This window comes from Streptomyces sp. RLA123, assembly GCF_056270165.1.
On the sequence record NZ_JBWDOR010000003.1, the window covers coordinates 1,291,814 to 1,316,254 of the forward strand.

Sequence of the window (24,441 nt, forward strand, 5' to 3'; positions counted from 1 at the left end):
GACAGGCTGCGGCTGCTCCTCTCCACGGGCGACGACCAGGGCGAACGCGATGCGCTGCGGCTGGGGCTGCAACAGGCGGTGGGCGCCCTGGCAGGGCTGGGCGGCCTGGTGCACCTGCGCGGTGGCCAGGCCCGCGGCGGCATCCCGCTGCGCCTCGCCACGAGCATCGGACTGCCCCGGAATCTCACCCGGGCCTGGGTCTACCTCGCCGACCACGACAGCACCGCCCCCGGCCGGGCCACCGCGGAGAACACCCGGCTGTGGCTGCCCACGACCGCGGTCACCCCGGGCCCCTTCCCGCCGCGCTCCGGCGTCGCGGCCGTCCCGCTGCCCGGTCCCGAGGGCCCGCTCGGCGCGCTGTCCGGGGTGACGGCCGGCGGCCTGCCGCCCACCGACGGCCAGTGGGACCTGCTCGAACGGATCGCGGCCTGGGTGGGCGACCGGCTCGGACGCCCCGAACCCGCCGAGCCGGGCCGGCGCTGGCGCCTCGCCGAGCGCAGGCCCGGCACCCGGCCCCCCCCCAGCGACGAGGGCGGCCGAGGACTGCAGCTGGTCGCCGCGCTGTGCCAGCGGTGGGGCACCCGCTACACCCCGTACGGCAAGAGCATCTGGACCGAGCAGGCGATCCCGGGGCCGGGCGTCTGAGCCCGGTTCCCGACGGCTCGGTGGTCCGGCGCCCGCTCGGCGAGGGGTGTCGAAGGGGAGCGTGTCCCGGCGGATTACGCTCAAGAGCAGCGATCAAGAACCGGCCGGCGCAGCACCGGTCCCGAGCCAAGGAGCCGCGCGATGCGCATCGCAGTGCTGGACGACTACCAGAGGGCGGCCCACCGCTTCGCCGACTGGAAGGGCCTGGGCGCGGAGGTCGTCTTCCGCCAGGACCACCTCGGCACCACCGAGTCGCTGGCCGCGGCGCTGGACGGCTTCGACGTCGTGGTGGCCATGCGGGAGCGCACCCCGTTCACCGCCGAGCGCTTCGCGGCACTGCCCGCACTGCGGCTGCTGGTGACGACGGGCATGGCCAACGCGTCCATCGACCTGGAGGCGGCCCGGCGGCACGGCGTGACGGTCTGCGGCACCGACAGCCCCCCGCACGGCACGGCGGAGCTGACGTGGGGGCTGATCCTGTCGCTCGCCCGGCACATCCACCAGGAGGCGGCCGGAATGCGGCGCGGCGAGTGGCAGCACAGCATCGGCGGCGACCTGAACGGCCGCACCCTCGGTGTGGTGGGTCTCGGCCGGCTCGGGGCGCGTGTCGCGGCCATCGGTACCGCCTTCGGCATGCGGGTGCTGGCGTGGAGCACCCACCTGGACCCGGAGCGGGCGGCCGAACACGGAGTGCTGGCCGTGGACAAGGAGGAACTGTTCTCGGCGTCCGACGTCATCACCGTGCACTACAAGCTCAGTGAGCGCAGCACGGGCCTGGTCGGCGCCGCGGAACTGGCGCGGATGAAGCCGACCGCGCTGCTGGTGAACACCTCCCGCGGTCCGCTCGTCGACACGCCCGCCCTGGTCGCCGCCCTGCGCGAGGGCCGGATCGCCGGCGCGGCGCTGGACGTCTACGACACCGAGCCGCTGCCCCCGCGGGACGAGCTGCGCACCCTGCCGAACACGCTGCTCACCCCGCACCTCGGCTATGTCACGGAGGCCACGTACGACGTCTTCTACCGGCAGGCCGCCGAGGACATCGCGGCCTTCCGCGACGGGACGCCGCTGCGGGTGCTGACGTCCTGAGGCCGCGGCCACCGAGGCCGGTCACACCGTCGCCCGGTCGTGGTGACCCGCCGCCGGGGAAGGACCGGCCGGCCCTACCCCGGCGCCGTGCGGCTCAGTGGCCGCGGGCGATCCACTCGTCGAGATGCGGCGCCTCGGCGCCGATCGTCGTACCGTCGCCGTGCCCGGTGCGGACGACCGTCTCCGGCGGCAGCGTCAGCAGGCGGTCGCGGATCGAGTCGACGATGGTGGGGAAGTCCGAGAAGGACCGCCCGGTGGCGCCCGGGCCGCCCTGGAAGAGGGTGTCACCGGTGAAGACCGTGCCGAGCTCGGGCGCGTACAGGCAGACGGCGCCCGGGGCGTGGCCCGGGGTGTGCAGGACGGTGAGGGCGGTGCCGGCCACGGCGATCTCCTGACCGTCCGTCAACTCGCCGTCGGGAGCGCGGTCGGGGTGGGTGTGCTTCCACAGCGGCAGGTCGTCGCCGTGCAGCAGGATCGGCGCCCCGGTCAGCGACGCGAGCGCGGGTGCCGCGTCGATGTGGTCGTTGTGGGCATGGGTGCTGACGATGGCGAGCAGGCGCCGCCCGCCGAGCGCGCGGGCGATGGCCTCGGCGTCGTGGGCGGCGTCGATGACGATCGCCTCGCTGTCGTCGCCGACGATCCAGACGTTGTTGTCGACGTCCCAGGTGCCGCCGTCGAGGGAGAAGGTGCCGGAGGTGACGAGGTGGTCCACGCGGGCCGCCATCAGAAGACCACCACCGAACGCAGGACGTCGCCGCCGTGCATGCGCTCGAAGGCCTTCTCCACCTCGTCCAGGGCGATGGTCTCGGTGACGAAGGCCCCCAAATCGAGCCGGCCCTGCTGGTACAGGTCGATGAGCATGGGGAAGTCGCGGGAGGGCAGGCAGTCGCCGTACCAGGAGGACTTCAGGGCGCCGCCGCGGCCGAAGACGTCGAGCAGCGGGAGCTCCAGCTTCATCTCCGGGGTGGGGACGCCGACCAGGACGACGGTGCCGGCCAGGTCGCGGGCGTAGAACGCCTGCTTGTACGTCTCGGGGCGGCCGACCGCCTCGATGACGACGTCCGCGCCGAAGCCGCCGGTCAGCTCGCGGACCGCCTCGACCGGGTCGGTCTCCTTGGAGTTGACGGTGTGGGTGGCCCCGAGCTTCCTGGCCGTCTCCAGCTTCCGCGCGTCGACGTCGATGGCGATGATCTTCGACGCTCCCGCCAGCTGTGACCCCATGACGGCCGAAGCTCCGACGCCGCCGCAACCGATGACGGCCACGCTGTCCCCGCGGCCGACGCTGCCGGTGTTGAGGGCGGCACCGAAGCCGGCCATGACGCCGCAGCCGAGCAACCCGGCGACGGCCGGACTGGCGGCGGGGTCGACCTTGGTGCACTGGCCCGCGTGGACGAGGGTCTTCTCCGCGAAGGCGCCGATACCCAGGGCCGGGGAGAGCTCGGTGCCGTCCAGCAGGGTCATCTTCTGCTTCGCGTTGTGGGTGTTGAAGCAGTACCAGGGACGGCCGCGCAGACAGGCGCGGCACTGGCCGCACACCGCGCGCCAGTTGAGGATGACGAAGTCACCGGGAGCCACGTCGGTCACGCCCTCGCCGACGGACTCCACGACACCGGCCGCCTCGTGGCCGAGGAGGAAGGGGAAGTCGTCGTTGATGCCGCCCTCCCGGTAGTGCAGGTCGGTGTGGCACACCCCGCACGCCTGGATCCTGACCAGCGCCTCTCCCGGTCCCGGGTCGGGCACGACGATCGTTTCCAGGCTGACGGGGGAACCCTTCTCCCGGGCGACGACGGCACGGACCTGGTGGGCCATGGGGTACTCCTCGGCTGGTACGGATCCTGGGACGGACGTTTCTCGTTGCGGCACACACCACGCATATCGCACCGCAAGCATCGGCGACTGCGGACAGAGCGGTCAAGAACAGCACGGTCCGGCCGACCGGGTCCATTCTTACCAGGGATCTTCCCGGCGAGCCCCGCACGACGGAGGTGTTCGCCCCGCTCCCGGCCCCGCTCCCGTTTCGGCCCCCGGACGGGTGCGCGGGATGCCTCCGGGGCGCCCGTCAGACGGTGTGCCTCAGCGCCCGCGCACCGCGGTCGCCCGCCGCACGCGCCGCCGGAAGGAGCGCAGCCGTCACAGCGACCGTCACACACACGAAGCCGACCAGCAAAAGCGCCGGCCACGGCGGCGACTCGGCGATACCCGCACCGACACCGCTGGACCGGCCCTGGAGATCGATCAGCCAGTCCGACGCGTACACCCCGGCCGTGACGCCGGCGACCGCGGCTGTCAGCGCGGTCAGCCCGATGCCCGTCACCACGGTCGCCACGGTCTGCTGGGGCGTCAGGCCCACCGCGCGGTAGGCGCGCATGTCACGGGCGTGGTCGCGGATCCCGGTGCCGATGGCCGTGGAGAGCTCCGCCAGCGCGATCAGCGCGAGCACGGTCACCAGGCCGATGACGACCCCGCGCACCGGGGAGAGTTCGGCGCCGGGCCCGGCCACCTCGCGCACCTCCAGCGCGCCGCCCGAGACCTCCGACAGCCGTGTGCGCACGGACGCCCGGTCCGCGTCCGGCTGCAGCACCAGGCTGTAGTACGCCGGGCGGATCGAGTCGTCCTGGGCGCGCAGCACGTCCAGCGGCGCCGAGATCACCCGGCCGCCGTGCCCGGTCTCGATGCTGCGCCCGACGATGTGGAGGATGTGCGGGGTCCCGCCGACGGTCACCCGCACCCACTGGCCGACGCCGGCGTGCAGCGCGTCGAGCAGTCCCTGCCCGGCGACGGCCTCGTCCGGCCCGGTGGGGCGGCGGCCCTCGGCGACGGCGAACGGGTAGGGGTCCGCGACGGTGCCGATGCCGCGCAAGGTGACGGACTGCGACTGGCCGGGCGCCAGCGCGGTGAGTTCGGCGCCCGGGTGGACGGCGACGACCGACGGATCCGCGGCCAGCAGCCGGCGCGCGGCCTGGTCGGTCAGCCCGTTGGGCCGGGCGGTCAACGCCCCGGCCTGACCGACCTGTTCGGGATGGTGCTCGAAGCGGTCCAGGGTGGCCCACGTCCCCAGCGCGACGGTGATCATCAGTACCGGCAGTGCCAGCCGGGCGACCGCGACCGCCGACCGCAGCGGCCGGTGCAGCACCCCGCGGCAGCCCAGGACGAGGGCGGGCGGGGTGCGCAGCCGCAGCGCGGCCCTGGCCGCGCCCGACATCCGCCGCCGTCCCGGAACGGCCCCCCGGGCGGCGGGAATCGGCGGCACCTGACCGGCGCGCCATGCGGCGAGCACGGTGGCCAGGGCGATCACCAGCACGGTCGCGGCGGCCGTGCCGGGCAGCGCCCAGGTGTGCTGCGGCAGCCCCCGCCACAGCGCCATGGCCTCGCCCATCGGGCCGGGGATGCCCGGCGCCAGGGTCTCCGCGGCCACCGCGCCGAGCAGCACCCCGGCGGTGGCGAGCACCGCGTGCTGGACCAGGAACATCCGCACGACCTGCGCCGGGGTGAAGCCGACGGCCTTGAGCACCGCTATGTCGCGCACGTACGCCAGCACGCGCGTGCCGATGCCGCCGGTCACCGCGATCGCCGCGGCCAGCAGCGCGGCCAGCCCGAACAGCCCGAGCAGTAGCCCGAGAAGGTGGTTGTCCCCCTCGGCGTCGGCGCGGGCCTCGCGCCAGGTGGAGACCGTCAGCACCCGGTCCGAGCCCACGGCGGTGACGGCCCGCTGCACGACGAAGGCCGTGTCGGCGGGGTCCGCGAGCCGCAGTCCGACCGTCTCCCCCGCGCGTCCGTCGCCCGGGCCGAGCGCACCGACCAGCGCGGAGGAGGCCCAGCCGGCCCCCGGCCCGTCGCCCGGTGCATAGTGCGGCTCGGCGGTGTCCGCGACGCCCACCACCCGTACGGTGCTGCGTCGTCCGCCGCCGGTGACGGTGATCTCGTCACCGGGCTCGGCCCACAGCGCGGTGGCCACCGACCGTTCCAGGACCACACCGTCGCCGGCCCCGCCGTCGAGCCAGCGGCCGCGGTCCATCAGCGGCCGGCCCACCTGCGGCGGGGTCGCGCCGGAGGCGCGCAGGTCGAGGGCGGCCTTCTCACGGCCGTGCTGGGCGGTGACGGTGAGCGTGCGGAAGGGGCCGGAGACACCGGTGACCCCGTCGAGCCGGGACAGCGCCGCGGTGCCGGCGGCCGTGCCGTCGGTGCGCAACCACACGTGCGCGCCCTGCGTGGCGGCGAACATCCGCTGCCAGGGGTTGGCCGCGTAGACCAGCAGCGCGACCGACAGCAGCAGCGCCACCGTGATCCCCGCGGTGGCCAGGACGATGGACAGGGCCTGCCCGCGGTGCGTGCGCAGATCGGCGAGAGCCCAGCGGACGGTGGCGCGCACGGCGGTCAGCCCTGCAGCTTCACGACGTCGGCGGCGGCGCGGGAGGGACGCGCGCCGGCCGACGGGCCGTCGAGGACGACATCGTCGACGATCTCGCCGTCGAAGAGACTGATCACCCGGTCCGCGGCGCTGGCCACCTTGGCGTCGTGCGTGACCAGCAGGATGGTCTGGCCCCGCTCGTGGCAGCGGGCGAGCAGCCGCAGCACCTCCCGGCTTCCCCTGCTGTCCAGGCTGCCGGTGGGCTCGTCGGCCAGCAGCAGCGCCGGGCGGTTGACCAGGGCCCGGGCGAGGGCGACGCGCTGCTGCTCCCCGCCGGAGAGGTCGGCGGGGGTGCTGTCCTCCTTGCCCTCCAGGCCGAGCTCGGCCAGCAGTTCCTGCCGGGCGGCGCGCACCTGGCGCGGCGAGCGGCCGGCCAGCAGGGCGGGAAGTTCGATGTTGTCGGCGACGGTGAGGGTGGAGACGAGGTTGAAGAACTGGAAGACGATGCCGACGCCGCGCCGCCGCAGCACCGCCCAGCGTGCCTCGCTCAGCTGGTCGACCCGCTGCCCGTCCAGCCATATGCGGCCGCGGTCGGGCCGCTCCAGCCCGCCGAGCAGATGCAGCAGGGTGGACTTGCCCGCGCCCGACGGCCCGGTGACGGCGACGAACTCGCCGGGCCGGACCTCCAGGTCGACCCCGCGCACCGCCGGGACCTCGCCGCCGTCCACGCGGTGCGTCTTGACCAGTCCTTCGACCCGGAGCATGTGCGGCTCCCGCGGGAGGGGCGGTTCGGCCCGTCTCATTCCAGCTCCTCCTGGCAGCGCTCCAGCCAGTCGAGGTCGGCCTGCAGATGCAGGGTCGCGCCCTCGATGAGCAGTTGCGCGATGCGGTTGTCCCGGTCCTCCCCCGAGGCGAGCCGCGACATGGCCCGCATCAGGTTGAGGTAGTGGCGGCGCTGCTTGTTGATCAGGGAGACCTGGTCGGCCATTCCGGTGGCGGGGGCGAGGGCGAGCTTCATGAAGAACTCGTCGCGCACCCGGGGTTCGCTGGAGGGCTCCTCGAACCAGGCGGAGACCGCTTCGCGCCCGGCGTCGGTCAGTTCGTAGATCCGCTTGTTGGGCCGGCCGGACTGGGTGACGTCCTCGCCCCGGATCAGTCCCGACTTCTCCAGGCGCGCCAGTGTCACGTAGATCTGGCCGATGTTCGGCTGAGGATAGGCGGCGCCGAACAGCTTCTCGAGCTCCGTCTTGAGCTCGTAGCCGTGGGCCGGCCCCTTGGCGAGCAGTGCCATGAGCGGAAGGCGCACGCTCGTCCCGCCTCCTCCCCGGCTACCTGCGTGTTAGGGGCTCCCGTTGCCCCGGCCCGTCGTCGAGCAGGCCATCTTGCCGCAATGGCTAGTATCGCGCATGTCCAACAGGTATACATGGCCCTTCGGACGACGACGACGTCGCGCCGGGGCGGGACCTGGAGGATCGGATGCGCTGGGCGCGGGCCGCGGGAAGAACGCTGCTCGTCGCTGCGCTGCTGACGACCGGGTACGGGGGCGCGGGCGCCCGCGCCCCCGACGGACCGCCCGGCGAGGGCGGGCGGGGACCGGTCACGCTGGCCACCGGGCGCGATCTGACGGGCTACCTCCAGCACGTCCTGGACGGCTGGAACCGCGCCCACCCCCTGGAGCGGGCCACCCTGGTGGAGCTGCCGGAGGCCGCCGACGAGGTGCGCGCGCAGATGGTGGACAGTCTGCGGTCCGGCAGCGACCGCTTCGACGTGCTCAACATCGACGTGGCGTGGACCTCGGAGTTCGCGGGCGCGGGCTGGATCGCGCCGGTCGAACCGCGCGGGCTGCCGCTGGACCGGCTGCTGCCCTCGGTCGTGGACACCGCGACCTTCCGCGGGCGCCTGTACGCGGTGCCGTACGTGACCAACGCCGGGCTGCTGTACTACCGCAAGGACATCCTCGACCGGGAGCACCTGGACCCGCCGCGCACCTGGGCGCAGCTGGAGCGGGAGGCGAGCACCCTCGCGCCGAAGTACCGGATCGGCGGCTACGCCGGGCAGTTCCTGCCGTACGAGGGGCTGACGGTCAATGTCACCGAGGCCGTGCAGTCGGCCGGCGGCGGCATCCTCGGCGGCGAGGGCAGCCGCGTCACCGTCGACTCGGCGGCGGCGCGTGAGGGGCTGGGCTTCCTCGTGCGGGGGGTGCGCGAGGGCTGGATCCCGCGCGCGGCCCTGCGGTTCAAGGAGGAGGAGTCCCGGCGCGCCTTCCAGGACGGCGAGTTGCTCTTCCTGCGCAACTGGCCGTACGTGTACGACCTGGCGTCGGGGCCGGACTCGAAGGTGGCCGGGCGGTTCGGCGCGGTGCCGCTGCCCGGGCCCGACGGGCCGGGTTCCAGCGTGCTCGGCGGATCCAACCTGGCGGTCAACGCGCACGCGCGGCATCCGCGCACGGCGGCCGATCTGCTGGCCTACATGACGGGTGAGCCCGTGCAGCGCCAGGTGCTCACCGAGGGCTCGCTGCCGCCGGTGTGGGCGGACCTGTACCGCGACCCCGTGCTGGTGCGCCGCTATCCGTACCTGCCGGTGCTGGAGCAGAGCGTGCGGGCGGCCAAACCGCGCCCGAAGAGCGCGCGGTACGAGCAGGTGAGCCTGGCGGTCGCGGCGGTGAGCCGGGACGCGCTGGCGCAGCACGCGACGCCGGGACAGGCGGTGGCGCGGCTGGACCGCGAGCTGCGGGAGATCGTGCGGGGCGGGTGAACCCCCCCTCCTACTTACTTGTTAAGTAGGACGTCCGTCGCGACCTCTCTTCTACCTCTGCATCTACCATGACAAATACCCCCAGTACACACTGCTTGTCGGCAACTCCATTGACACCGTCCTGACTCGGCTACTTAACATGCATGCATAACGAGCCAGTTGACGCGGTGTGCCGTGTCCATTCACGCACCACTCCGCCGAGGAAAGGACACCCTCCCCGATGAAGCGCACGCTCGTCGCGGCCACCGCCCTGTGCGGCCTGGCCCTCACGACCACCGCCTGCGGCGGCGACACGAAACCCGCCTCCGACTCCAATGCACCTTCCGGCGGTCAGGAGCTCAAGGGCCAGACGGTGACGGTCGCCGCCGTCTGGACCGGCACGGAGCAGAAGAACTTCCAGAAAGTGCTGGACGGCTTCACCGCGAAAACCGGGGCGAAGGTCGCCTACGTGTCCACGGGCGACAACTTCGCCACCGTCCTGGGCAGCAAGATCGAGGGCGGCGACTCGCCCGACGTGGCCATGGCCCCGCAGCCCGGCGTGGTCCAGCAGTTCGCGGGCAAGGGCTGGCTCCTGCCGCTGTCCCCGGCCGTGAAGAGCGCCGCGGAGCAGAACTTCGCCAAGGTCTGGCAGAAGTTCGGCACGGTCGACGGCACCTACTACGGCCTGTACTTCAAGGCCTCCGACAAGTCGACGGTCTGGTACAGCCCCCAGGCGCTGGACACCGCGGGCGTGCAGCCGCCGAAGACCTTCCAGGAACTGCTGGACGCCGCCGGCGCGATCTCCGACTCGGGCCTGCCCGCCTTCGCCGTGGGCGGATCGGACGGCTGGACGCTCACCGACTGGTTCGAGAACGTCTACCTCTCACAGGCAGGCCCGGAGAACTACGACAAGCTGACCCAGCACCAGATCCCCTGGACCGACCCGACCGTCGTCAAGGCGCTCGGCACCCTGGCGAAGCTGTTCGGCAAGGACGACCTCATCGCGGGCGGCCGCAAGGGCGCCCTGGCCACCAGCTTCCCCGACTCCGTCGCCCAGGTCTTCGGCAAGACCCAGAAGGCCGGCATGGTCTACGAGGGCGACTTCGTCGGCGCGGTCGTCTCCGGCGACCTCGGTCGCACGGTCGGCGAGGACGCCAAGTTCTTCCCGTTCCCCTCCGTCGACGGCGGTCCCGCGCCGGTGGTCGGCGGCGGCGACGCCGCGGTGGCGCTGAAGTCCGGCAAGAACACCAAGGCCGGGATGAAGCTCCTGGAGTACCTCGCGACCCCCGAGGCCGCTCAGATCTGGGCCAAGGCGGGCGGCTATCTCTCCCCCAACCAGAAGCTCGACCCGGCGGCCTACGCGGACGACACGACGCGCGAGACGGCCAAGTCCCTCGTCGGCGCCGGGGACACGGTGCGCTTCGACATGTCCGACCAGACCCCTCCCGCCTTCGGCGGCACGCCCGGCAAGGGCGAGTGGAAGATCCTCCAGGACTTCCTGGCCGACCCGAAGGACCCCAAGGCCACCGCGGCGAAGCTCGAGGCCGCGGCCGCCAAGGCCTACCAGGGCTGAGGTCCGGTCATGTCCTCCGCGCTCAACCGTAAGGTGCCGTCCGCCCCGGCGGGCGGCACCGCCCCGCCGGCCGTGCGGCGCCGTTCACGCCGGGCCAAGGTCACCGCGGTCGCCTTCGCACTGCCGGCACTGGCACTGCTCGGCGCCCTCGTCGGCTACCCCATCCTCTTCTCGGTCGGCCGCAGCCTCTTCGACGCGAGCGGCGACCGCTTCGTGGGGCTGGACAACTACCAGGAGATGTTCTCCGACCCGGCCACCCTCAAAGCCGTCCGCAACACCGCGATCTGGGTCGTGGCCGCCCCGGCGCTGCTCACCGGAGTGGGCCTGATCCTGGCCGTCCTCACCGAGAAGATCCGCTGGGCCACCGCGTTCAAACTGCTGATCTTCATGCCGATGGCGGTCTCCTTCCTCGCCGCGGGCATCACCTTCCGCCTCGTGTACGACCAGGATCCGCAGCGCGGCGTGCTGAACGCCGCGGCGGTGGCGATCCACGGCTCCTTCACCGACGCCTCGGCGTACCCGGGCGCCCGGCCGCGCGGCAACGACGTGCTCACGGCGTCCGACGGCGGCTTCCGGACCGTACGGCCCGCGGAACCCGGCACGACCGTCACGCTCGGGCTCGTCGGCCTGCCGCCGCAGTCCCTGCCCGGCGGGGCCCGTCCGGCCGCCCCTGCCCCCGCGCGCGACGGCGAGGTGACCGGCGTGGTCTACCTGGACTTCGTTCCGGGCGGCGGCGGCACGCCGGGTGCGGTCGACCCGCAGGAGAAGGGCCTGCCGCACATGGCGGTCGAGTTGATGAAGGACGGCGGGGTCGTCGCGACGACCACCACCGCCGACGACGGCTCCTTCCGCTTCACCGACGCCGCCGGCGGCGGGGAGGTCCGGCTCCCGGCGAAGAACTTCGCGCCCCCGTACGGCGGCATCTCCTGGCTCGGCCCGACGCTGATCACCCCGGCGATCATCGGCGCCTACCTGTGGATCTGGACCGGCTTCGCGATGGTGCTGATCGGCGCCGGACTGTCCTCCCTGCCCCGCGAGACCCTGGAGGCGGCCCGGGTGGACGGCGCGAACGAGTGGCAGATCTTCCGCCGCATCACGGTGCCGCTGCTCGCCCCCGTCCTCGGCGTGGTCTTCGTGACCCTCGTGATCAACGTGATGAAGGTCTTCGACCTCGTCTACATCATCGCGCCGGGGCCGGTGCAGGAGGACGCCAACGTGCTGGCACTCCAGATGTGGCTGGTCTCCTTCGGCGGCGGCAACAACCAGGGCCTGGGCAGCGCGATCGGCGTCGTCCTGCTGCTGCTCGTGCTCCCCGCGATGGCCCTCAACATCCGACGCTTCCGCAGGAGTTCGCGATGACCGTGCAGAGCGCCGCGCCGCGGCCCGCCCCACCCGGCACTCCCGCCCCGCGGTCCGGCGGCGGCGCCGGCCGGACCTCGGCCGCCCGCCGGATCGGCGCCTGGCTGCGCGGCGGGCTGGTCCAGGCGCTGCTGACCGTCGTCGCGCTGATCTGGCTGACGCCGACGGCCGGGCTGTTCGTCTCCTCGCTGCGCGACTCCGACGACACCTCCGCGTCCGGCTGGTGGACCGCACTGCTGCACCCCGGTTCACTGGGCTTCGGCAACTACACGGCCATCCTGGGCGACAGCAGCATCACCCAGGCCTTCTGGAACACCGTACTGATCTCGGTCCCCGCGACCGCGGCGGTCGTGGTGCTCGCCGCGCTCGCCGGATACGCCTTCGCCTGGCTGGAGTTCCCCGGCCGGGACTGGGTGTTCCTGGTCGTCGTCGGCATGCTGGTGGTGCCGGTGCAGATCGGCCTGCTGCCGGTCGCCCGGCTCTTCGGGGCGGTCGGCCTGTTCGGGACGACCGCCGGCGTGGTCCTCTTCCACGTCGCGTACGGACTGCCCTTCGCGATCTTCCTGCTGCGCAACTACTTCGCCGAGATCCCGCGCGAGATGCTCGAAGCGGCGCGGATGGACGGCGGCACCGAGTGGACGATCTTCCGCAAACTCGTGCTCCCCGTAGGCAAGCCGGCGATCGCGAGCCTGGCCATCTTCCAGTTCCTGTGGGTCTGGAACGACATGCTCGTCGCGCTGATCTTCGCCGACAGCGGGTCGCAGCCGCTCACCGTCGCCCTCCAGTCGCAGATGCGGCAGTTCGGCTCCAACATCGACGTGCTGGCGCCGGGCGCCTTCCTGTCGCTGATCGTGCCGCTGGCGGTCTTCTTCGCCTTCCAACGGCACTTCGTGGAGGGGGTCATGGCCGGTTCGGTGAAATGACGCCCGGCACGGCGACGGCCGGCGGCCGGGGCGGCGGAGACATCGGAGGACTTGCTTGCCAGGTGGTCCATACCACTTTAGAGTCGACCCGGCAGGCCGGATCCCTCCGACGTCTGCGGTGCCCCGGCCCGCCCGCGCGTCCCCGACCGGCAAGGACCCCGCCCCCATGCCCATGCAGCCCTGGTTCGCCGACGCCAAGCTCGGCATCTTCGTCCACTACGGGATCTACGCGGTCGACGGCGTCCCCGAGTCGTGGTCGTTCTACACCGGGCAGGTCAGCCACGAGCGGTACATGGGCCAGCTCGACGGATTCACCGCCGCCCGTTACGACCCCGGTTCCTGGGCCCGGCTGTTCGCCCGCGCGGGTGCCCGGTACGCCGTCCTCACCGCCCGCCACCACGACGGCGTCGCACTGTGGGACACGGCGGAGGGCGAGCTGTCGGTGGCACGCCGCACCCCGGCCGGCCGCGACCTGCTCGCGCCGTACGCACGGGCGCTGCGCGAGGAGGGCCTGAAGGTCGGCCTGTACTACTCGCACTCGGACTGGAACCACCCCGACTACGCCAGCGTGGTCCACCCCGACCCGCCCATGCCGGACGTGGCCACCAGCCGCTGGGTCGTCCCCGCGGACGGCCGCCAGGACCCGGCGGCCTGGCGGCGCTATCTCGCCTACCGGGACGCCCAGGTCGCCGAGCTCGTCGACCGGTTCCGGCCCGACCTGCTGTGGTTCGACGGCGAGTGGGAGCGCAGCGAGGAGCAGTGGGGCCTGGACGCGCTCGCCGCCACGATCCTGGCCGGGAACCCGGACACCGTGCTCAACGCCCGGATGCTGAGCCACGGCGACTACGCCACCCCCGAGCAGGGGATCCCGGTCGAGCCGCCGTCCGGGCCCTGGGAGCTGTGCCTGACCGTGAACGACTCCTGGGGGTTCCAGCACGGCGACCACCACCACAAGTCGGTGTCCCGGCTGGTCCGCTACTTCACCGAGACCATCGGCGCGGGCGGCAATCTGCTGCTGGACGTCGGCCCCCGCGAGGACGGCACCATCACGCCCGAGCAGACCGGGCGGCTGGAGGGCCTCGGGGCCTGGATCCGCGCGCACTCCGACGCCGTCCACGGCACGGTCGCCGGGCTGCCCCCGGGTCACCACTACGGCCCCAGCACCCTGTCCGCGGACCGCCGCACCCTCTACCTGGTCTGCTTCGACGCCCCGCGGGAGGCCGTGTCGGTACGGGGCCTGCGCAACCGCGTCCGCCGCGTGTCGGTGGTCGGCAGCGGCACCGAGCTGGGCCACGACATCACCGGCGGGCTGCACGAGGTGCCCGGCGTCACCTGGATCGACGCCCCGTCCGCGACGGACGTGGACCCCCACGCGACCGTGCTCGCGCTCGAACTCGACGGCGAACTCGACCTCTACCGCGGCACCGGCCGCACCTGACCCGCGGCCCCCGGGCACTGCGCGGGTCAGGCGGAGCGGTCGAGGTCCTCGGCCCGTACGGCGTGCGCCAGGGGCACACCGCGGACGTAGCGCCCGAGAACGCAGGAACCCTCCCCGTCCCCTCCCCGGCCGGGGCGGGACCGGTCAGCGGCCGCCGGCGAGGGCGGCCTCGTAGCCCGGCAGGACGACGTCGCGGATGAGCGCGTTGCGCTCGTCGAAGGGGATGAACGCGCTCTTCAGTGCGTCCACCGTCGCCGTCCGCAGGTCCTCCAGCGTCCAGCCGGCCTCCGTGACGAGGCATTCCATCTCGCGTGTCATCGTCGTGCCGGACACCAGGCGGTTGTCGGTGTTGACGGTCACCCGGAAGCCCAGGTCGCGCAGCAGCGTGATGGGGTGGCCGGCCACGGAGACCGCCGCGCCCGTCTGCAGGTTGGAGGTGGGGCAGACCTCCAGGGCGATACGGCGGTCGCGTATCCAGTGGGCGAGACGGCCCAGCTTGCCGTCCACGATGTCGTCGGCCAGGCGGACGCCGTGGCCGATCCGCAGTGCCCCGCAGACCTGCACGGCCTGGTGGATGCTGGGCAGGCCGTGGGCCTCGCCGGCGTGGATGGTGAACGGCACGTTCTCCTCGCGCAGGTACGCGAAGGCGGCCAGGTGGTCGGCGGGCGGGAAGCCGTCCTCGGCACCGGCGATGTCGAAGCCGACCACGCCCGCGTCCCGGTAGGCGACGGCCAGACCGGCCACCTCGCGGCTGCGGTCGGCCATCCGCATCGCGCACAGCAGCGTGCCCACCCGGACCGGGGTTCCCGCCGCGGCGGCCTTGGCCATGCCCGCGGCCAGGCCCTCCTGGACGGTCTCCACGACCTCGGCGAGCGCCAGCCCGCTGTGGACGAGCAGTTCGGGGGCGTAGCGGACCTCGCCGTAGACCACGCCGTCGGCCGCGAGGTCGAGCACGTACTCCTCGGAGACGCGCAGCAGGCCCTCGCGGGTGCCCATCACGGCGATGGTGTGCTCGAAGGTGGCGATGTAGCGCACCAGGTCGCCGGAGTTCGCGGCGTCGTAGTACCAGGCCGCCAGGGCGGCGGGGTCGGTGGCGGGCAGTGTGTGCCCGATCCGACCGGCCAGTTCCACGAGTGTCGCCGGGCGCAGGCCGCCGTCGAGGTGGTCGTGGAGCACGGCCTTGGGCAGCCGGCGGAGGAGAGCGGTGTCGAGGGCGGGGGCGGCCGTGGTCACGCGGTGGGCTCCTGGTCGGCGGTCGTGGGGGCGGCGGGCTGGAGGAGGTCCCAGCGGTTCCCCCAGGGGTCCTGGAAGACGACGACCGAGCCGTACGTCTCGTGGCGGGGCTCCTCGAGGAAGGTCACCCCGGCGGCGCGCATCCGCGCGTGGTCGCCGGCGAAGTCCTCGGTGTGCAGGAAGAAGCCGACCCGTCCCCCGGTCTGGTCGCCGACGCGGGCGAGCTCTGCCTCGTTCTTCGCCCGCGCGAGCAGCAGGCCGCTCCCCTCGCCCGCGCCGCGCGGGCGCACGACCACCCACCGGCCGCCGCCGGGGCGCGGCTCGTCCTCGACCAGTTCGAAGGCGAGCGGGCCGGTGTAGAAGGCGATGGCCTCGTCTTGATCGGGGACGACGAGGGTGATCAGGGCTATGCGGGGCATAGCCCAACGTTATACGTAACACCAAGAGGCGGGCAAGGCGCGCCGTCCGGCCCCGCGACGGCACGGCGCGCAGCGGCGCGCTTCACGCGTCCGCGGCGGCGTACACGCGGCGGCCGTCGACGAAGGTCTGCAGCACACGGGTCTCCGCGATGGCCTCCGGGGGTCCGGTGAAGGGATCGCGATCGAGGACGACGAGGTCGGCGAGCTTGCCAGGGGTGACGGTTCCGGTGTCGTCGAGGTGGTTCACATGGGCGGAGCCCGCGGTGTAGGCGGCGATGGCGGCGGCCAGGTCGAGGCGCTGGCCGGGCAGGAAGGCGGGGGTGCCCTCGGGGGCGCCGGGGAGGCGGCGGTTGACGGCGACATGAAGGGCCTGGAGCGGATCGGGGCTGCTGACGGGCCAGTCACTGCCGGCGGCGAGGGACGCCCCTGAGCGCAGGAGATCGCCGAACGGGTACTGCCACGCGCCGCGTTCGGGGCCGAGGAAGGGCAGCGTGAGCTCGTCCATCTGCGGTTCGTGGGCGGCCCACAGGGCCTGGACGGTGGCGGTGGCGCCGAGCGCCCGGAAGCGGGGGACGTCGTCGGGGTGGACGACCTGGAGATGGGCCAGGTGGTGCCGGGTGTCGCGGAAGCCGTTGGCCGCGCGTGCGGCCCGGACCGCGTCCAGGGCCTCGCGCACGGCGCGGTCCCCGAGGGCGTGGAAGTGCACCTGGAAGCCATGGGAGTCGAGTTCGGCGACGTACTTGGCGAGGCCGGCCGGGTCGACGAAGCTGATGCCGCTGTTGCCGGAGACGCAGCCGCAGGCGGTGAGGTAGGGGCCCAGCAGGGCGGCGGTCCCGTTCTCCGCGATGCCGTCCTGCATGACCTTGACGGTGGTGGCACGGAACCGCCCGCGGCTCACCGCCGCGCGCCGTTCGAGGAGTTCGGGGATCTGGTCCGCGCCGCGGTCCCGGTCCCACCACAGGGCGCCGACCACGCGGGCGGTGAGCAGCCCCTCCGCGAGGACGGCGCGGTACGCGGCCACGGGGTCGGTCATGTTGGCGTACGTGCCGACGATGGCGTCCTGCCACGCGGTGATGCCGAACCCGTGCAGTACCGACTGGGCGCGCAGCAGCGCGGCCTTCTGCTCGGCGAGGGTGACGGCGGGCAGCAGGCGCCCGACGAGGTGCTGGGCGCCTTCCTGGAGCATGCCGGTGGGGTTGCCGTCGGCGTCGCGCTCGATCCGGCCGTCAGCCGGGTCCGGGGTCTCCCGGGTGACGCCTGCGAGTTCCAGGGCGCGGGAGTTGACCCAGGCACCGTGGTGGTCCCGGTTGGGCAGGAAGACCGGACGTCCGGGCACGACCGCGTCCAGGAGGGCGGCGGTGGGATTACCGCCGGGGAACGCCTCGAGCGACCAGCCGCCACCGGTGATCCACTCCGCCTCGGGGTGCGCGTCGGCATAGGCGCGGACGAGCCGCACGTACTCCCCCGCCTCGCGGGCCTCGGCGAGATGGCACTGTCCGAGTTCCAGACCCGCACCGAGCGGATGGACGTGCGCGTCCTGGAAGCCGGGCAGCAGCAGCCGGCCCGCCAGGTCGACCACTTCGGTGCCGGGGCCGACGAGTTCGCGGACCTCGTCGTGGCCGACGGCGGTGATCCAGCCGTCCGTCACGGCCACACCGGTGGCTCGGCCGAGGACGGCGTCGACGGTGTGGACCGGTCCGCCGGTGAACACCAGGTCGGCATGGGCTCGGGACATGGGGCGCGCTCCAGATCGGGGGCTCGGGGCGGGCATGGACCAGCCGTTGTACACCCGCCCCGCCGAACACGCCATGCGCGGCGCGGCGGACACGACGACCCGGGGCATTCGGGCGGTCCCCCTCCGTTCTGGACTCGCTCGCCGGGGTCCGGCGGCTCGCCGCCGACGTCTCCGCCGCGCACGACCAGCTCGACGTGCTCGTCAACAACGCCGGAGTCGGCTTCCACGCCACGGGCACCGACCGACTGACCTCCCGGGACGGGCACGAACTGCGCCTGGCCGTGAACTATCTGGCGCCCGTCCTCCTGACCCGCGAACTGCTCCCGCTTCTGCGTCGTTCGGCGCCCTCCCGGGTCGTCAACGTGGCCTCGGTCGGCCAGCAGCCGATCGACTTCGACGACCCGCAACTCACCCGTGACCACACCGATGTCGCCGCCTGTTGCCGCTCCAAACTGGCACTGATCGGCAACGGCCTGGACCTCGCCGAGGAATTGTCCGGCACCGGCGTCACCGTCAACAGTCTCCATCCCGCGCCCTACATGCCGACGGCCATGTCCCGTGCGTCCGGTATGGACGTCGTCGACTCCCTGGAGCAGGGCGTGGCGGCCACCCGGCGCCTGATCGAGGCTCCCGAACTGGCCGACGTCACCGGCCGGTACTTCGACGGCGAGAAGGAGGCGCGGGCATCGGCTGAGGCGCACGACCCGGAGTTCCCGCGCCGCCTCGCGGCCCTCACCGCGGAACTCCTCCCTGCCTTCCGCCCTTCGTGAGCACCTCACCGCCCGCCGGGCGACGCCGGTTCGGGGGTGATCCCGGGAGGGGCGGCCCGCGGCGGACGCGCCGACAGGGAGTTCGGGTTCGCGGCACGCCGGTGGGCACCCTGCGGTTGCGCTCAGAGCATGACCGCCCCCGCGGCGGCCGGCGGCACGGCACAGTGAGCGCATGAATGTACTGATCCTGGGTGGTACGGAGTTCGTGGGGCGCGCGGTGGCGGAGGAGGCACTGACGCGTGGCGAGAAGGTCACGGTGTTCCACCGGGGACGGCACTCGCCGCCGCCGGGGGTCACCCCGCTGCACGGGGACCGGGTCGCCGAAGGCGGCCTCGCGGAGCTCGCGCGCGGCGAGTGGGACGTGGTGGTCGACACGTGGTCCGGTGCGCCGTCGGCGGTGCGGGACACGGCCGCTCTGCTGACCGGCCGGGCCGGGCGCTACGCCTATGTGTCCAGCCGCTCGGTGTACACCTACCCCGCGGCCGCCGGCCTCGACGAGGAGGGACCGGTGGTCGACGCGTCGCCCGACGACGGCGCGGACGTCGACTACGCGCGGGCCAAGCGGGGCGGTGAACTGGCCGCCACCGGGGCCTTCGGCGACCGCGCGCTGCTGCTCCGGGCGGGGCTGATCCTCGGCCCGTACGAGAACATAGGCCGCCTGCCGTGGTGGCTCACCCGCATCGCCCGCGGCGGTCCCGTGCTGGCTCCCGGGCCGCGCGACCTGCCGCTGCAGTACGTCGACGCGCGCGACCTCGCCGCTTTCACGCTGGACGCCGCCGCGGCGGGACTGGGCGGCGCCTACAACCTCGTCAGCCCGACCGGGCACACCACGATGGGCGAACTGCTCGACACGTGCGTCGCCGTGACGGGCGGCGAGGCGGACCTGCGCTGGGCCGAGCCCTCCGCGGTGCTCGACGCCGGTATCGAGCCGTGGTCCGAACTGCCCGTCTGGCTGCCGCCGGGCGAGCTCTACGACGCCCTGCACACCGGCGACGTCTCCCGCGCCGTCGCCGCCGGACTGCGCTGCCGCCCGGTCGCCGAGACGGTCGCCGACACCTGGTCGTGGCTGCGGTCCCTGGGCGGGGTCGCCCCGCAGCGCCCGGACCGTCCGACGGTGGGGCTGCCGCCGGAGAAGGAGGAGGCGGCCCTGAAGGGTCTCGGGTGACGGCCGGCCGCGCGGGCGGCCTCAGCCCTCGGGCCCGGCCACCAGCGCGCCCTTGAGCCGGCCGAGTTCGGCGCCGGTGAGGCCGCGCTCGCGCAGCCATCGGCCGGCGCCGCCGTGGCGCGTCCGGAGAGTGTCGAGGAAGTGGTGCATGACCTGGGGCTTCGAGGCCATGTAGTGATGCTCGACGGCAGGCAGGTCGCGGTAGGAGGGGAGCCGGGCGAGGCGCTCGCGGATGCGCGCGACGCGCTGGGCGGTGAGGGCGTAGTCGGCGGCGATGGCGCCGGCCGGCACCCCGACCGCGTCGAGGAGCAGGGCGGCCAGGACACCCGTGCGGTCCTTGCCGACGGCGCAGTGGAAGACCACCGCGTGCTGATCGGTGTCCGCGACGATCCGCGCGGCGTCGACCAGGGACGCGCCGCTGCCGTCGAGCAGCCCCTCGTAAAAGCCCGCCGTGTCGTCGGCCGCTTCGTCGCGCACCGCCGGCACGGCGTCCGTCACGACCGCCTGCACGCGGCGGACGGGCAGGCTGACCCGGCGCACGGCGGTGCCCGCCAGCAGGCCGTGCCCCTCGCGGGCCGCCTCGTCCGGGCCGCGCAGGTCGACGACCGTCCGCAACCGGTAACGCCCCAGGAGCAGTTCGACGTCGTCCGCGGTGGCGTCCTGGAGGGTGCTCGCCCGGAACACCACACCCCGCCGGGTCCTGCCGCCGCCGTGCACGGGCAGCCCGCCGAGGTCGCGGATGTTGTCGACCTCGGCCAGTTCCACCCAGCGGGCCGCGCCGCCGGACAGGCCGTCGTGCTTCTCTGCCAAGACGGCCTCCTCGGACGGGGTTCGGGTCGCCTGTTCTTTTGTACCAGCGCGTCAGGGCGGGTGGACGCGCATCCGGGTGCCCCCGGCGTGCGGACGGCGGCGGCGCGGGTTCCACTGGAGGCTGTGACCGGCTGGGCACCGTCCGTGAGGGCGACCCGGCCGGCAGGCGCCGTCCGGGCGCGGGCGACCGCGCGGGGACGGCGGCGAGAGCGAGGAGATCTCCCGTGGCCCGCAGGATCCCGCCGACGACCGCGGTTGCCGTCGTGTTCGTCTCCGCGCTCTTCATGGCGATCATGGACACGACGATCGTCAATGTGGCGGTCCCCGCGATCGGTCGCGACTTCGGCGTCCCGGCCTCCGGCCTCGGCGCCATCAACATCGGCTATCTGGTCAGCCTCGCGGTGTTCATCCCGGTCGCCGGCTGGCTCGGCGACCGCTACGGCACCCGGCGGACCTTCCTCGCGGCGCTGGTCGTCTTCACGGGCGCCTCCGCGCTGTGCGCCACGGCGACCACCATGGACCAGCTCACCGGGTACCGGATCCTCCAGGGCGCGGGCGGCGGTCTGCTCACGCCGGTGGGCCAGACCATGCTGTTCCGTGCCTATCCGCCGGCCAAGCGGATCAGGGCGCAGCGGGCGCTCATGGTCCCCACCGCGGTCGCGCCCGCGGTGGGCCCGGTGCTGGGCGGCTGGCTGTCCGACGCGGTGTCCTGGCACTGGGTGTTCCTGGTCAACCTGCCCATCGGCGCCGCGGCCGTCGCCTTCGGCCTGATGTTCCTGCCGGACTACCGGGTCGAGAGCCCGGGCCGTTTCGACCTCACCGGGTTCCTGCTGGCGGGCGGCGGTCTGTCCCTGACGCTTTATGCCCTCACCGAGGGCCCCGACCAGGGGTGGGGGACGGCCGGCATTATCGTGCCCCTCGTGTTCGGCATCACCGCGCTGCTCGCCATGGTGGCGGTGGAACGGCGCATCGCGATGCCGATGCTGGACCTGGAGCTCTTCAGGGACCGGCTGTTCCGGGCCAACACGATCGTGATGTTCCCGCTGAGCGCGGTGTTCCTCGGCACGGTCTGGCTGTACCCGCTGTTCCTTCAGGAGGCACTGGGCTTCGACGCCCTGCGCAGCGGCATGGCCACCTTCCCCGAGGCCCTGGGCGTGATGGCGGCGGCGCTGGTGGCGCCCCGTCTGTACCGGCGGATCGGGCCGCGCTGGCTGATGGTGGGCGGCTCGGCGGGCATGGCCCTCTGCGTGGCCGTCATGGCGGGCTTCACCGCCGGCACGTCGGAGTGGACGCTGCGGGGCGTGCTGTTCGTCCTGGGCTACTGCATCGGGCACGTGATGATGTCGGCGCAGAACGCCGCGTTCGCCACCGTCCCGGCCCCCTCGACCGGGCGGGCCGCCACCGTCTTCAACATGCAGCGGCAGCTCGGCGGCGCCTTCGGCACGGCCATCATCGCCACCCTGCTCGCGGCCGTCGGCACGACCGTGCTGACCGCCGACGGCACGCCGGCCGCCAACCTGACCGCCTATCACGCCGGCTTCGTCCTGTGCGCCGGCCTCGCGCTGGTCTCCGCCGCCGCCGCGTTCTTCGTCTCCGACCAGGACGCCCTGGGAGTGGAACGGCCCGACGCGGAGCGGCCCGTCCGGCCGGACGCCGCCGAGGCGGCGACGCCCGCGTCGCCCTGACGGTCTCCCGGCCACTGCGTCTGTTTGAGACGTTTCGCCCCGGGTGGGATGCTGGGAAGGATGGCGCGGGGTCCGGGCCTCGGAACCGACCAGGCGAGGACGTCGGCGATGCCGGTACAAGATCCGATGGACGACGGGCAGTCCCTTGCCGGGCCCGCCGTGGCCGCCGTGGACACCGAGGGCGTCGTCACCGGATGGACGCCCGGCGCCGCGCGGCTGCTGGGGTACCGGAGGGACGAGGTGGTGGGGCGGGCGGCGCGGACGCTGCTCGCCGGGCAGCTTCCCGTCTCGGCGCTGCGGAGTCTGAAGCGCCAGGAGGAGTGGCGCGGCGGACTGCTGCTGCGCCACCGCCGGGGCCACACCGTACGGGCGGAGGTCGACGCCGCCCCGATGGGCGCCGCATGGGCGGTCATGGCGCAGGAGCCGGGGGCACCGCTCACGGAGTGGGCCCTCGACCAGATGCCCGCGGTCTTCGGCGTGTACGACCACGAGAAACGGCTGATCGGCAGCAGCGCGGAGGGCCGCCGTGTGATGGGGGTCCCGGAGCAGGAGGTCATCGGGCTGCGGGTGGTCGAGTTCTCCCCCGGACGCCGGTCGGAGAGGCTCGAGGAGCTGATGGACCGGGTCATGGAGACCGGCGAGCGGATGACCGCCGAGACGTTCACCCGGGCTCCCGGCGAGACCCGCGCCCACGCGTGGTCGGTCTACCTCTACCCGCTCAAGGACCCGGACGGGCAGGTGCGCGGCGTGTCCGTGGCAGCGCTCGACACGACGTCGCAGTACAAGACGCGCAAGCGGCTGAGCCTGGTCAACACCACCAGCGTACGGATCGGGACCACGCTGGACGTCGTGCGCACGGCCGAGGAGCTGACGGAGGTCGTGCTGGGACAGTTCGCCGACTTCGCGAGCGTCGACCTGCTGGACGCCGTCCTCGACGAGGCGGCGGAGGACGCCGGCCCGCGGGCGGCCGGGCCGGTGACCCTGCGCCGGGCGGCTCAGAGCTCCGTTCTGGACGGAGCGCCGGAGACCTCCGTGCGCCCCGGCGAGTCGGACCACTATCCCGAGGAGTCGCCCATGGCGCGGGCGCTGGTCACAGGGAACGCGGCGCGCCTCTGGATCGAGGACGACGACGTCCAGGACTGGCTGCGCGCGGACCCGCCGCACGCGCGCACCTCGCACGCGTTCGGCATCCACTCCCTCATCGTGGTCCCGCTGCGCGCCCGGGGCACGACGCTGGGGCTCGCCCAGTTCGTCCGGCACCGCACGCCCGACCCGTTCGACCCCGACGACCTGATCCTGGCCGAGGAGATCACCGCACGGGCGGCGCTTTCCATCGACAACGCGCTGCGCTACACCCGTGAACGCCACACCGCCCTCACCCTGCAGCGCAGCATGCTGCCGCAGCGCACGCCCCGGCAGGCAGCGGTCACCGTCGCCTCCCGCTATCTGCCGGCCGACGCGCGGGTGGGCGTCGGCGGCGACTGGTTCGACGTGATCCCGCTGTCCGGGACGCGTGTGGCGCTGGTGGTGGGCGACGTGGTCGGGCAGGGCATCGAGGCGTCCGCCACCATGGGCCGGCTGCGGACGGCCGTGCGCACCCTCGCCGACGTCGACATGCCGCCCGACGAACTCCTCACGCACCTGGACGACCTCGTCCTGCGGCTCAACCGCGAGGAGCACCCGGAAGGCCCCGGCGAGCACGCCGACTCCGGGAACATCGGCGCCACGTGCGTGTACGCGGTCTACGACCCGGTCGCCCGGCAGTGCACCGTCGCCCGCGCCGGTCACCCCGCGCCCGTGGTCATGCGCCCGGACGGCACGGTCGAGGTGCCCGAGGTCCGCGCCGGGCCACCCCTGGGACTCGGCGGCCTGCCGTTCGAGTCCACCGAGCTGGATCTGCCCGACGGCAGCATGATCGCCCTGTTCACCGACGGGCTTATCGGCGCGGGCAGAGTCGACCGCGTGCCCGAGGGCGGCCTCGCCGCCGGCGCGGCGCGGCTGGCCGCGGCGCTCACGGACGGCCCGTCGGCGTCCCTGGACGACATGTGCGACCACGTGATGCGCACCCTGTTGCCCGACGCCCCCGCCGACGACGTCGCGCTGCTCCTCGCCGGCGCCAACGGCCTGGACGCGTCGCGCGTGTCGACCTGGGACCTGCCGCCCGACCCGGCCATGGTGGCCCGCGCGCGCAGGCTCACCACGGACCGGCTCGCGCAATGGGGGCTGCAGGAGATGACGTTCGTCACCGAACTCGTCGTGAGCGAGCTCGTCACCAACGCCATCCGCTACGCCCGCGCGCCCATCCAGCTGCGGCTGATCAACGACACCAGCCTCATCTGCGAGGTCTCCGACGCCAGCAGCACCGCTCCCCATCTGCGCCGAGCCCGCGTCTACGACGAGGGCGGCCGCGGCCTGCTCCTGGTCGCCCAGCTCACCGAGCGGTGGGGCACCCGCCACACCCTGCGCGGCAAGACCATCTGGACCGAGCAGCCCCTGCCACCGTCCGCGTGACGGCCGGT

The 24,441-nt window shown here is 73.5% G+C and carries 19 protein-coding genes and 1 pseudogene; 11 read left to right on the forward strand and 9 right to left on the reverse strand.

Annotated elements, in window-relative coordinates; translation table 11 throughout:
• Window positions 1-510: 510 nt before the first annotated feature.
• Both RV983_RS05980 and RV983_RS05985 read left to right on the forward strand, forming a co-directional pair.
• Window positions 511-645: pseudogene (locus RV983_RS05980) on the forward strand (ATP-binding protein); the annotation flags it as partial.
• 141 nt (window positions 646-786) lie between these two features.
• Window positions 787-1,731, forward strand: a complete 945-nt coding sequence (locus RV983_RS05985) for a D-2-hydroxyacid dehydrogenase family protein (RefSeq protein WP_475984722.1) — start codon at window positions 787-789, stop codon at window positions 1,729-1,731.
• A 94-nt stretch (window positions 1,732-1,825) separates the two neighbouring features.
• Here RV983_RS05985 and RV983_RS05990 read toward each other — a convergent pair whose 3' ends face one another.
• The 5 genes from RV983_RS05990 to RV983_RS06010 all read right to left on the reverse strand — a co-directional run bounded on the left by RV983_RS05990 (window position 1,826) and on the right by RV983_RS06010 (window position 7,385).
• Window positions 1,826-2,455: an MBL fold metallo-hydrolase gene (locus RV983_RS05990; RefSeq protein ID WP_475984723.1), complete on the reverse strand. Its 630-nt coding sequence runs from the start codon at window positions 2,453-2,455 to the stop codon at window positions 1,826-1,828.
• Window positions 2,455-3,540: an S-(hydroxymethyl)mycothiol dehydrogenase gene (locus tag RV983_RS05995; protein WP_475984724.1), complete on the reverse strand. Its 1,086-nt coding sequence runs from the start codon at window positions 3,538-3,540 to the stop codon at window positions 2,455-2,457. Before RV983_RS05995 ends, RV983_RS05990 begins: the two co-directional genes overlap by 1 nt.
• Window positions 3,541-3,790: 250 nt before the next feature.
• Window positions 3,791-6,100, reverse strand: a complete 2,310-nt coding sequence (locus RV983_RS06000) for an ABC transporter permease (protein ID WP_475984725.1) — start codon at window positions 6,098-6,100, stop codon at window positions 3,791-3,793.
• 5 nt (window positions 6,101-6,105) lie between these two features.
• The gene (locus RV983_RS06005) at window positions 6,106-6,882 is read right to left on the reverse strand and encodes an ABC transporter ATP-binding protein (RefSeq protein ID WP_475984726.1); all 777 of its coding nucleotides are present in this window, start codon (window positions 6,880-6,882) and stop codon (window positions 6,106-6,108) included.
• Window positions 6,879-7,385: a PadR family transcriptional regulator gene (locus RV983_RS06010; RefSeq protein WP_475984727.1), complete on the reverse strand. Its 507-nt coding sequence runs from the start codon at window positions 7,383-7,385 to the stop codon at window positions 6,879-6,881. Before RV983_RS06010 ends, RV983_RS06005 begins: the two co-directional genes overlap by 4 nt.
• A 170-nt stretch (window positions 7,386-7,555) precedes the next feature.
• On the opposite strand from RV983_RS06010, the gene RV983_RS06015 reads away from it, so the two are divergent.
• The 5 genes from RV983_RS06015 to RV983_RS06035 all read left to right on the forward strand — a co-directional run bounded on the left by RV983_RS06015 (window position 7,556) and on the right by RV983_RS06035 (window position 14,105).
• Window positions 7,556-8,833 carry an ABC transporter substrate-binding protein gene (locus RV983_RS06015; RefSeq protein ID WP_475984728.1) on the forward strand — a complete coding sequence of 426 codons (1,278 nt, stop codon included), beginning with the start codon at window positions 7,556-7,558 and terminating at the stop codon, window positions 8,831-8,833.
• 220 nt (window positions 8,834-9,053) lie between these two features.
• The gene (locus tag RV983_RS06020; protein ID WP_475984729.1) at window positions 9,054-10,385 is read left to right on the forward strand and encodes an ABC transporter substrate-binding protein; all 1,332 of its coding nucleotides are present in this window, start codon (window positions 9,054-9,056) and stop codon (window positions 10,383-10,385) included.
• A 9-nt stretch (window positions 10,386-10,394) separates the two neighbouring features.
• Window positions 10,395-11,744, forward strand: coding sequence for a carbohydrate ABC transporter permease (locus RV983_RS06025; protein WP_475984730.1), 1,350 nt, complete (start codon window positions 10,395-10,397; stop codon window positions 11,742-11,744).
• Window positions 11,741-12,667, forward strand: a complete 927-nt coding sequence (locus RV983_RS06030) for a carbohydrate ABC transporter permease (RefSeq protein WP_475984731.1) — start codon at window positions 11,741-11,743, stop codon at window positions 12,665-12,667. The genes RV983_RS06025 and RV983_RS06030 overlap by 4 nt, the downstream gene beginning before the upstream one ends.
• Before the next feature lie 166 nt (window positions 12,668-12,833).
• Window positions 12,834-14,105 (forward strand): alpha-L-fucosidase, encoded by a 1,272-nt coding sequence (locus RV983_RS06035; protein ID WP_475984732.1) that lies wholly within the window; start codon window positions 12,834-12,836, stop codon window positions 14,103-14,105.
• Window positions 14,106-14,249: 144 nt separating this feature from the next.
• On the opposite strand, the gene RV983_RS06040 is transcribed toward RV983_RS06035, so the two are convergent.
• The 3 genes from RV983_RS06040 to RV983_RS06050 all read right to left on the reverse strand — a co-directional run bounded on the left by RV983_RS06040 (window position 14,250) and on the right by RV983_RS06050 (window position 17,492).
• The gene (locus RV983_RS06040) at window positions 14,250-15,338 is read right to left on the reverse strand and encodes an adenosine deaminase (protein WP_475984733.1); all 1,089 of its coding nucleotides are present in this window, start codon (window positions 15,336-15,338) and stop codon (window positions 14,250-14,252) included.
• A complete protein-coding gene (locus RV983_RS06045) occupies window positions 15,335-15,757 on the reverse strand; it encodes a VOC family protein (RefSeq protein ID WP_475984734.1) in 423 nt (140 codons plus the stop codon). Before RV983_RS06045 ends, RV983_RS06040 begins: the two co-directional genes overlap by 4 nt.
• Before the next feature lie 82 nt (window positions 15,758-15,839).
• Window positions 15,840-17,492: an amidohydrolase gene (locus RV983_RS06050; protein WP_475984735.1), complete on the reverse strand. Its 1,653-nt coding sequence runs from the start codon at window positions 17,490-17,492 to the stop codon at window positions 15,840-15,842.
• Window positions 17,493-17,686: 194 nt separating this feature from the next.
• Here RV983_RS06050 and RV983_RS06055 point away from each other — a divergent pair, with 194 nt between their 5' ends.
• Window positions 17,687-18,262, forward strand: a complete 576-nt coding sequence (locus RV983_RS06055; protein ID WP_475984736.1) for an SDR family NAD(P)-dependent oxidoreductase — start codon at window positions 17,687-17,689, stop codon at window positions 18,260-18,262.
• 172 nt (window positions 18,263-18,434) lie between these two features.
• Window positions 18,435-19,427 carry an NAD-dependent epimerase/dehydratase family protein gene (locus RV983_RS06060; protein WP_475984737.1) on the forward strand — a complete coding sequence of 331 codons (993 nt, stop codon included), beginning with the start codon at window positions 18,435-18,437 and terminating at the stop codon, window positions 19,425-19,427.
• 21 nt (window positions 19,428-19,448) lie between these two features.
• Here the strand turns inward: RV983_RS06060 and RV983_RS06065 are convergent, their stop codons facing one another.
• Window positions 19,449-20,237 (reverse strand): tyrosine-protein phosphatase, encoded by a 789-nt coding sequence (locus RV983_RS06065; protein WP_475984738.1) that lies wholly within the window; start codon window positions 20,235-20,237, stop codon window positions 19,449-19,451.
• A gap of 224 nt (window positions 20,238-20,461) precedes the next feature.
• On the opposite strand from RV983_RS06065, the gene RV983_RS06070 reads away from it, so the two are divergent.
• Window positions 20,462-21,922, forward strand: a complete 1,461-nt coding sequence (locus tag RV983_RS06070) for an MDR family MFS transporter (protein ID WP_475984739.1) — start codon at window positions 20,462-20,464, stop codon at window positions 21,920-21,922.
• A 108-nt stretch (window positions 21,923-22,030) separates the two neighbouring features.
• Window positions 22,031-24,433, forward strand: coding sequence for a SpoIIE family protein phosphatase (locus tag RV983_RS06075; protein WP_475984740.1), 2,403 nt, complete (start codon window positions 22,031-22,033; stop codon window positions 24,431-24,433).
• Window positions 24,434-24,441 lie beyond the last annotated feature (8 nt).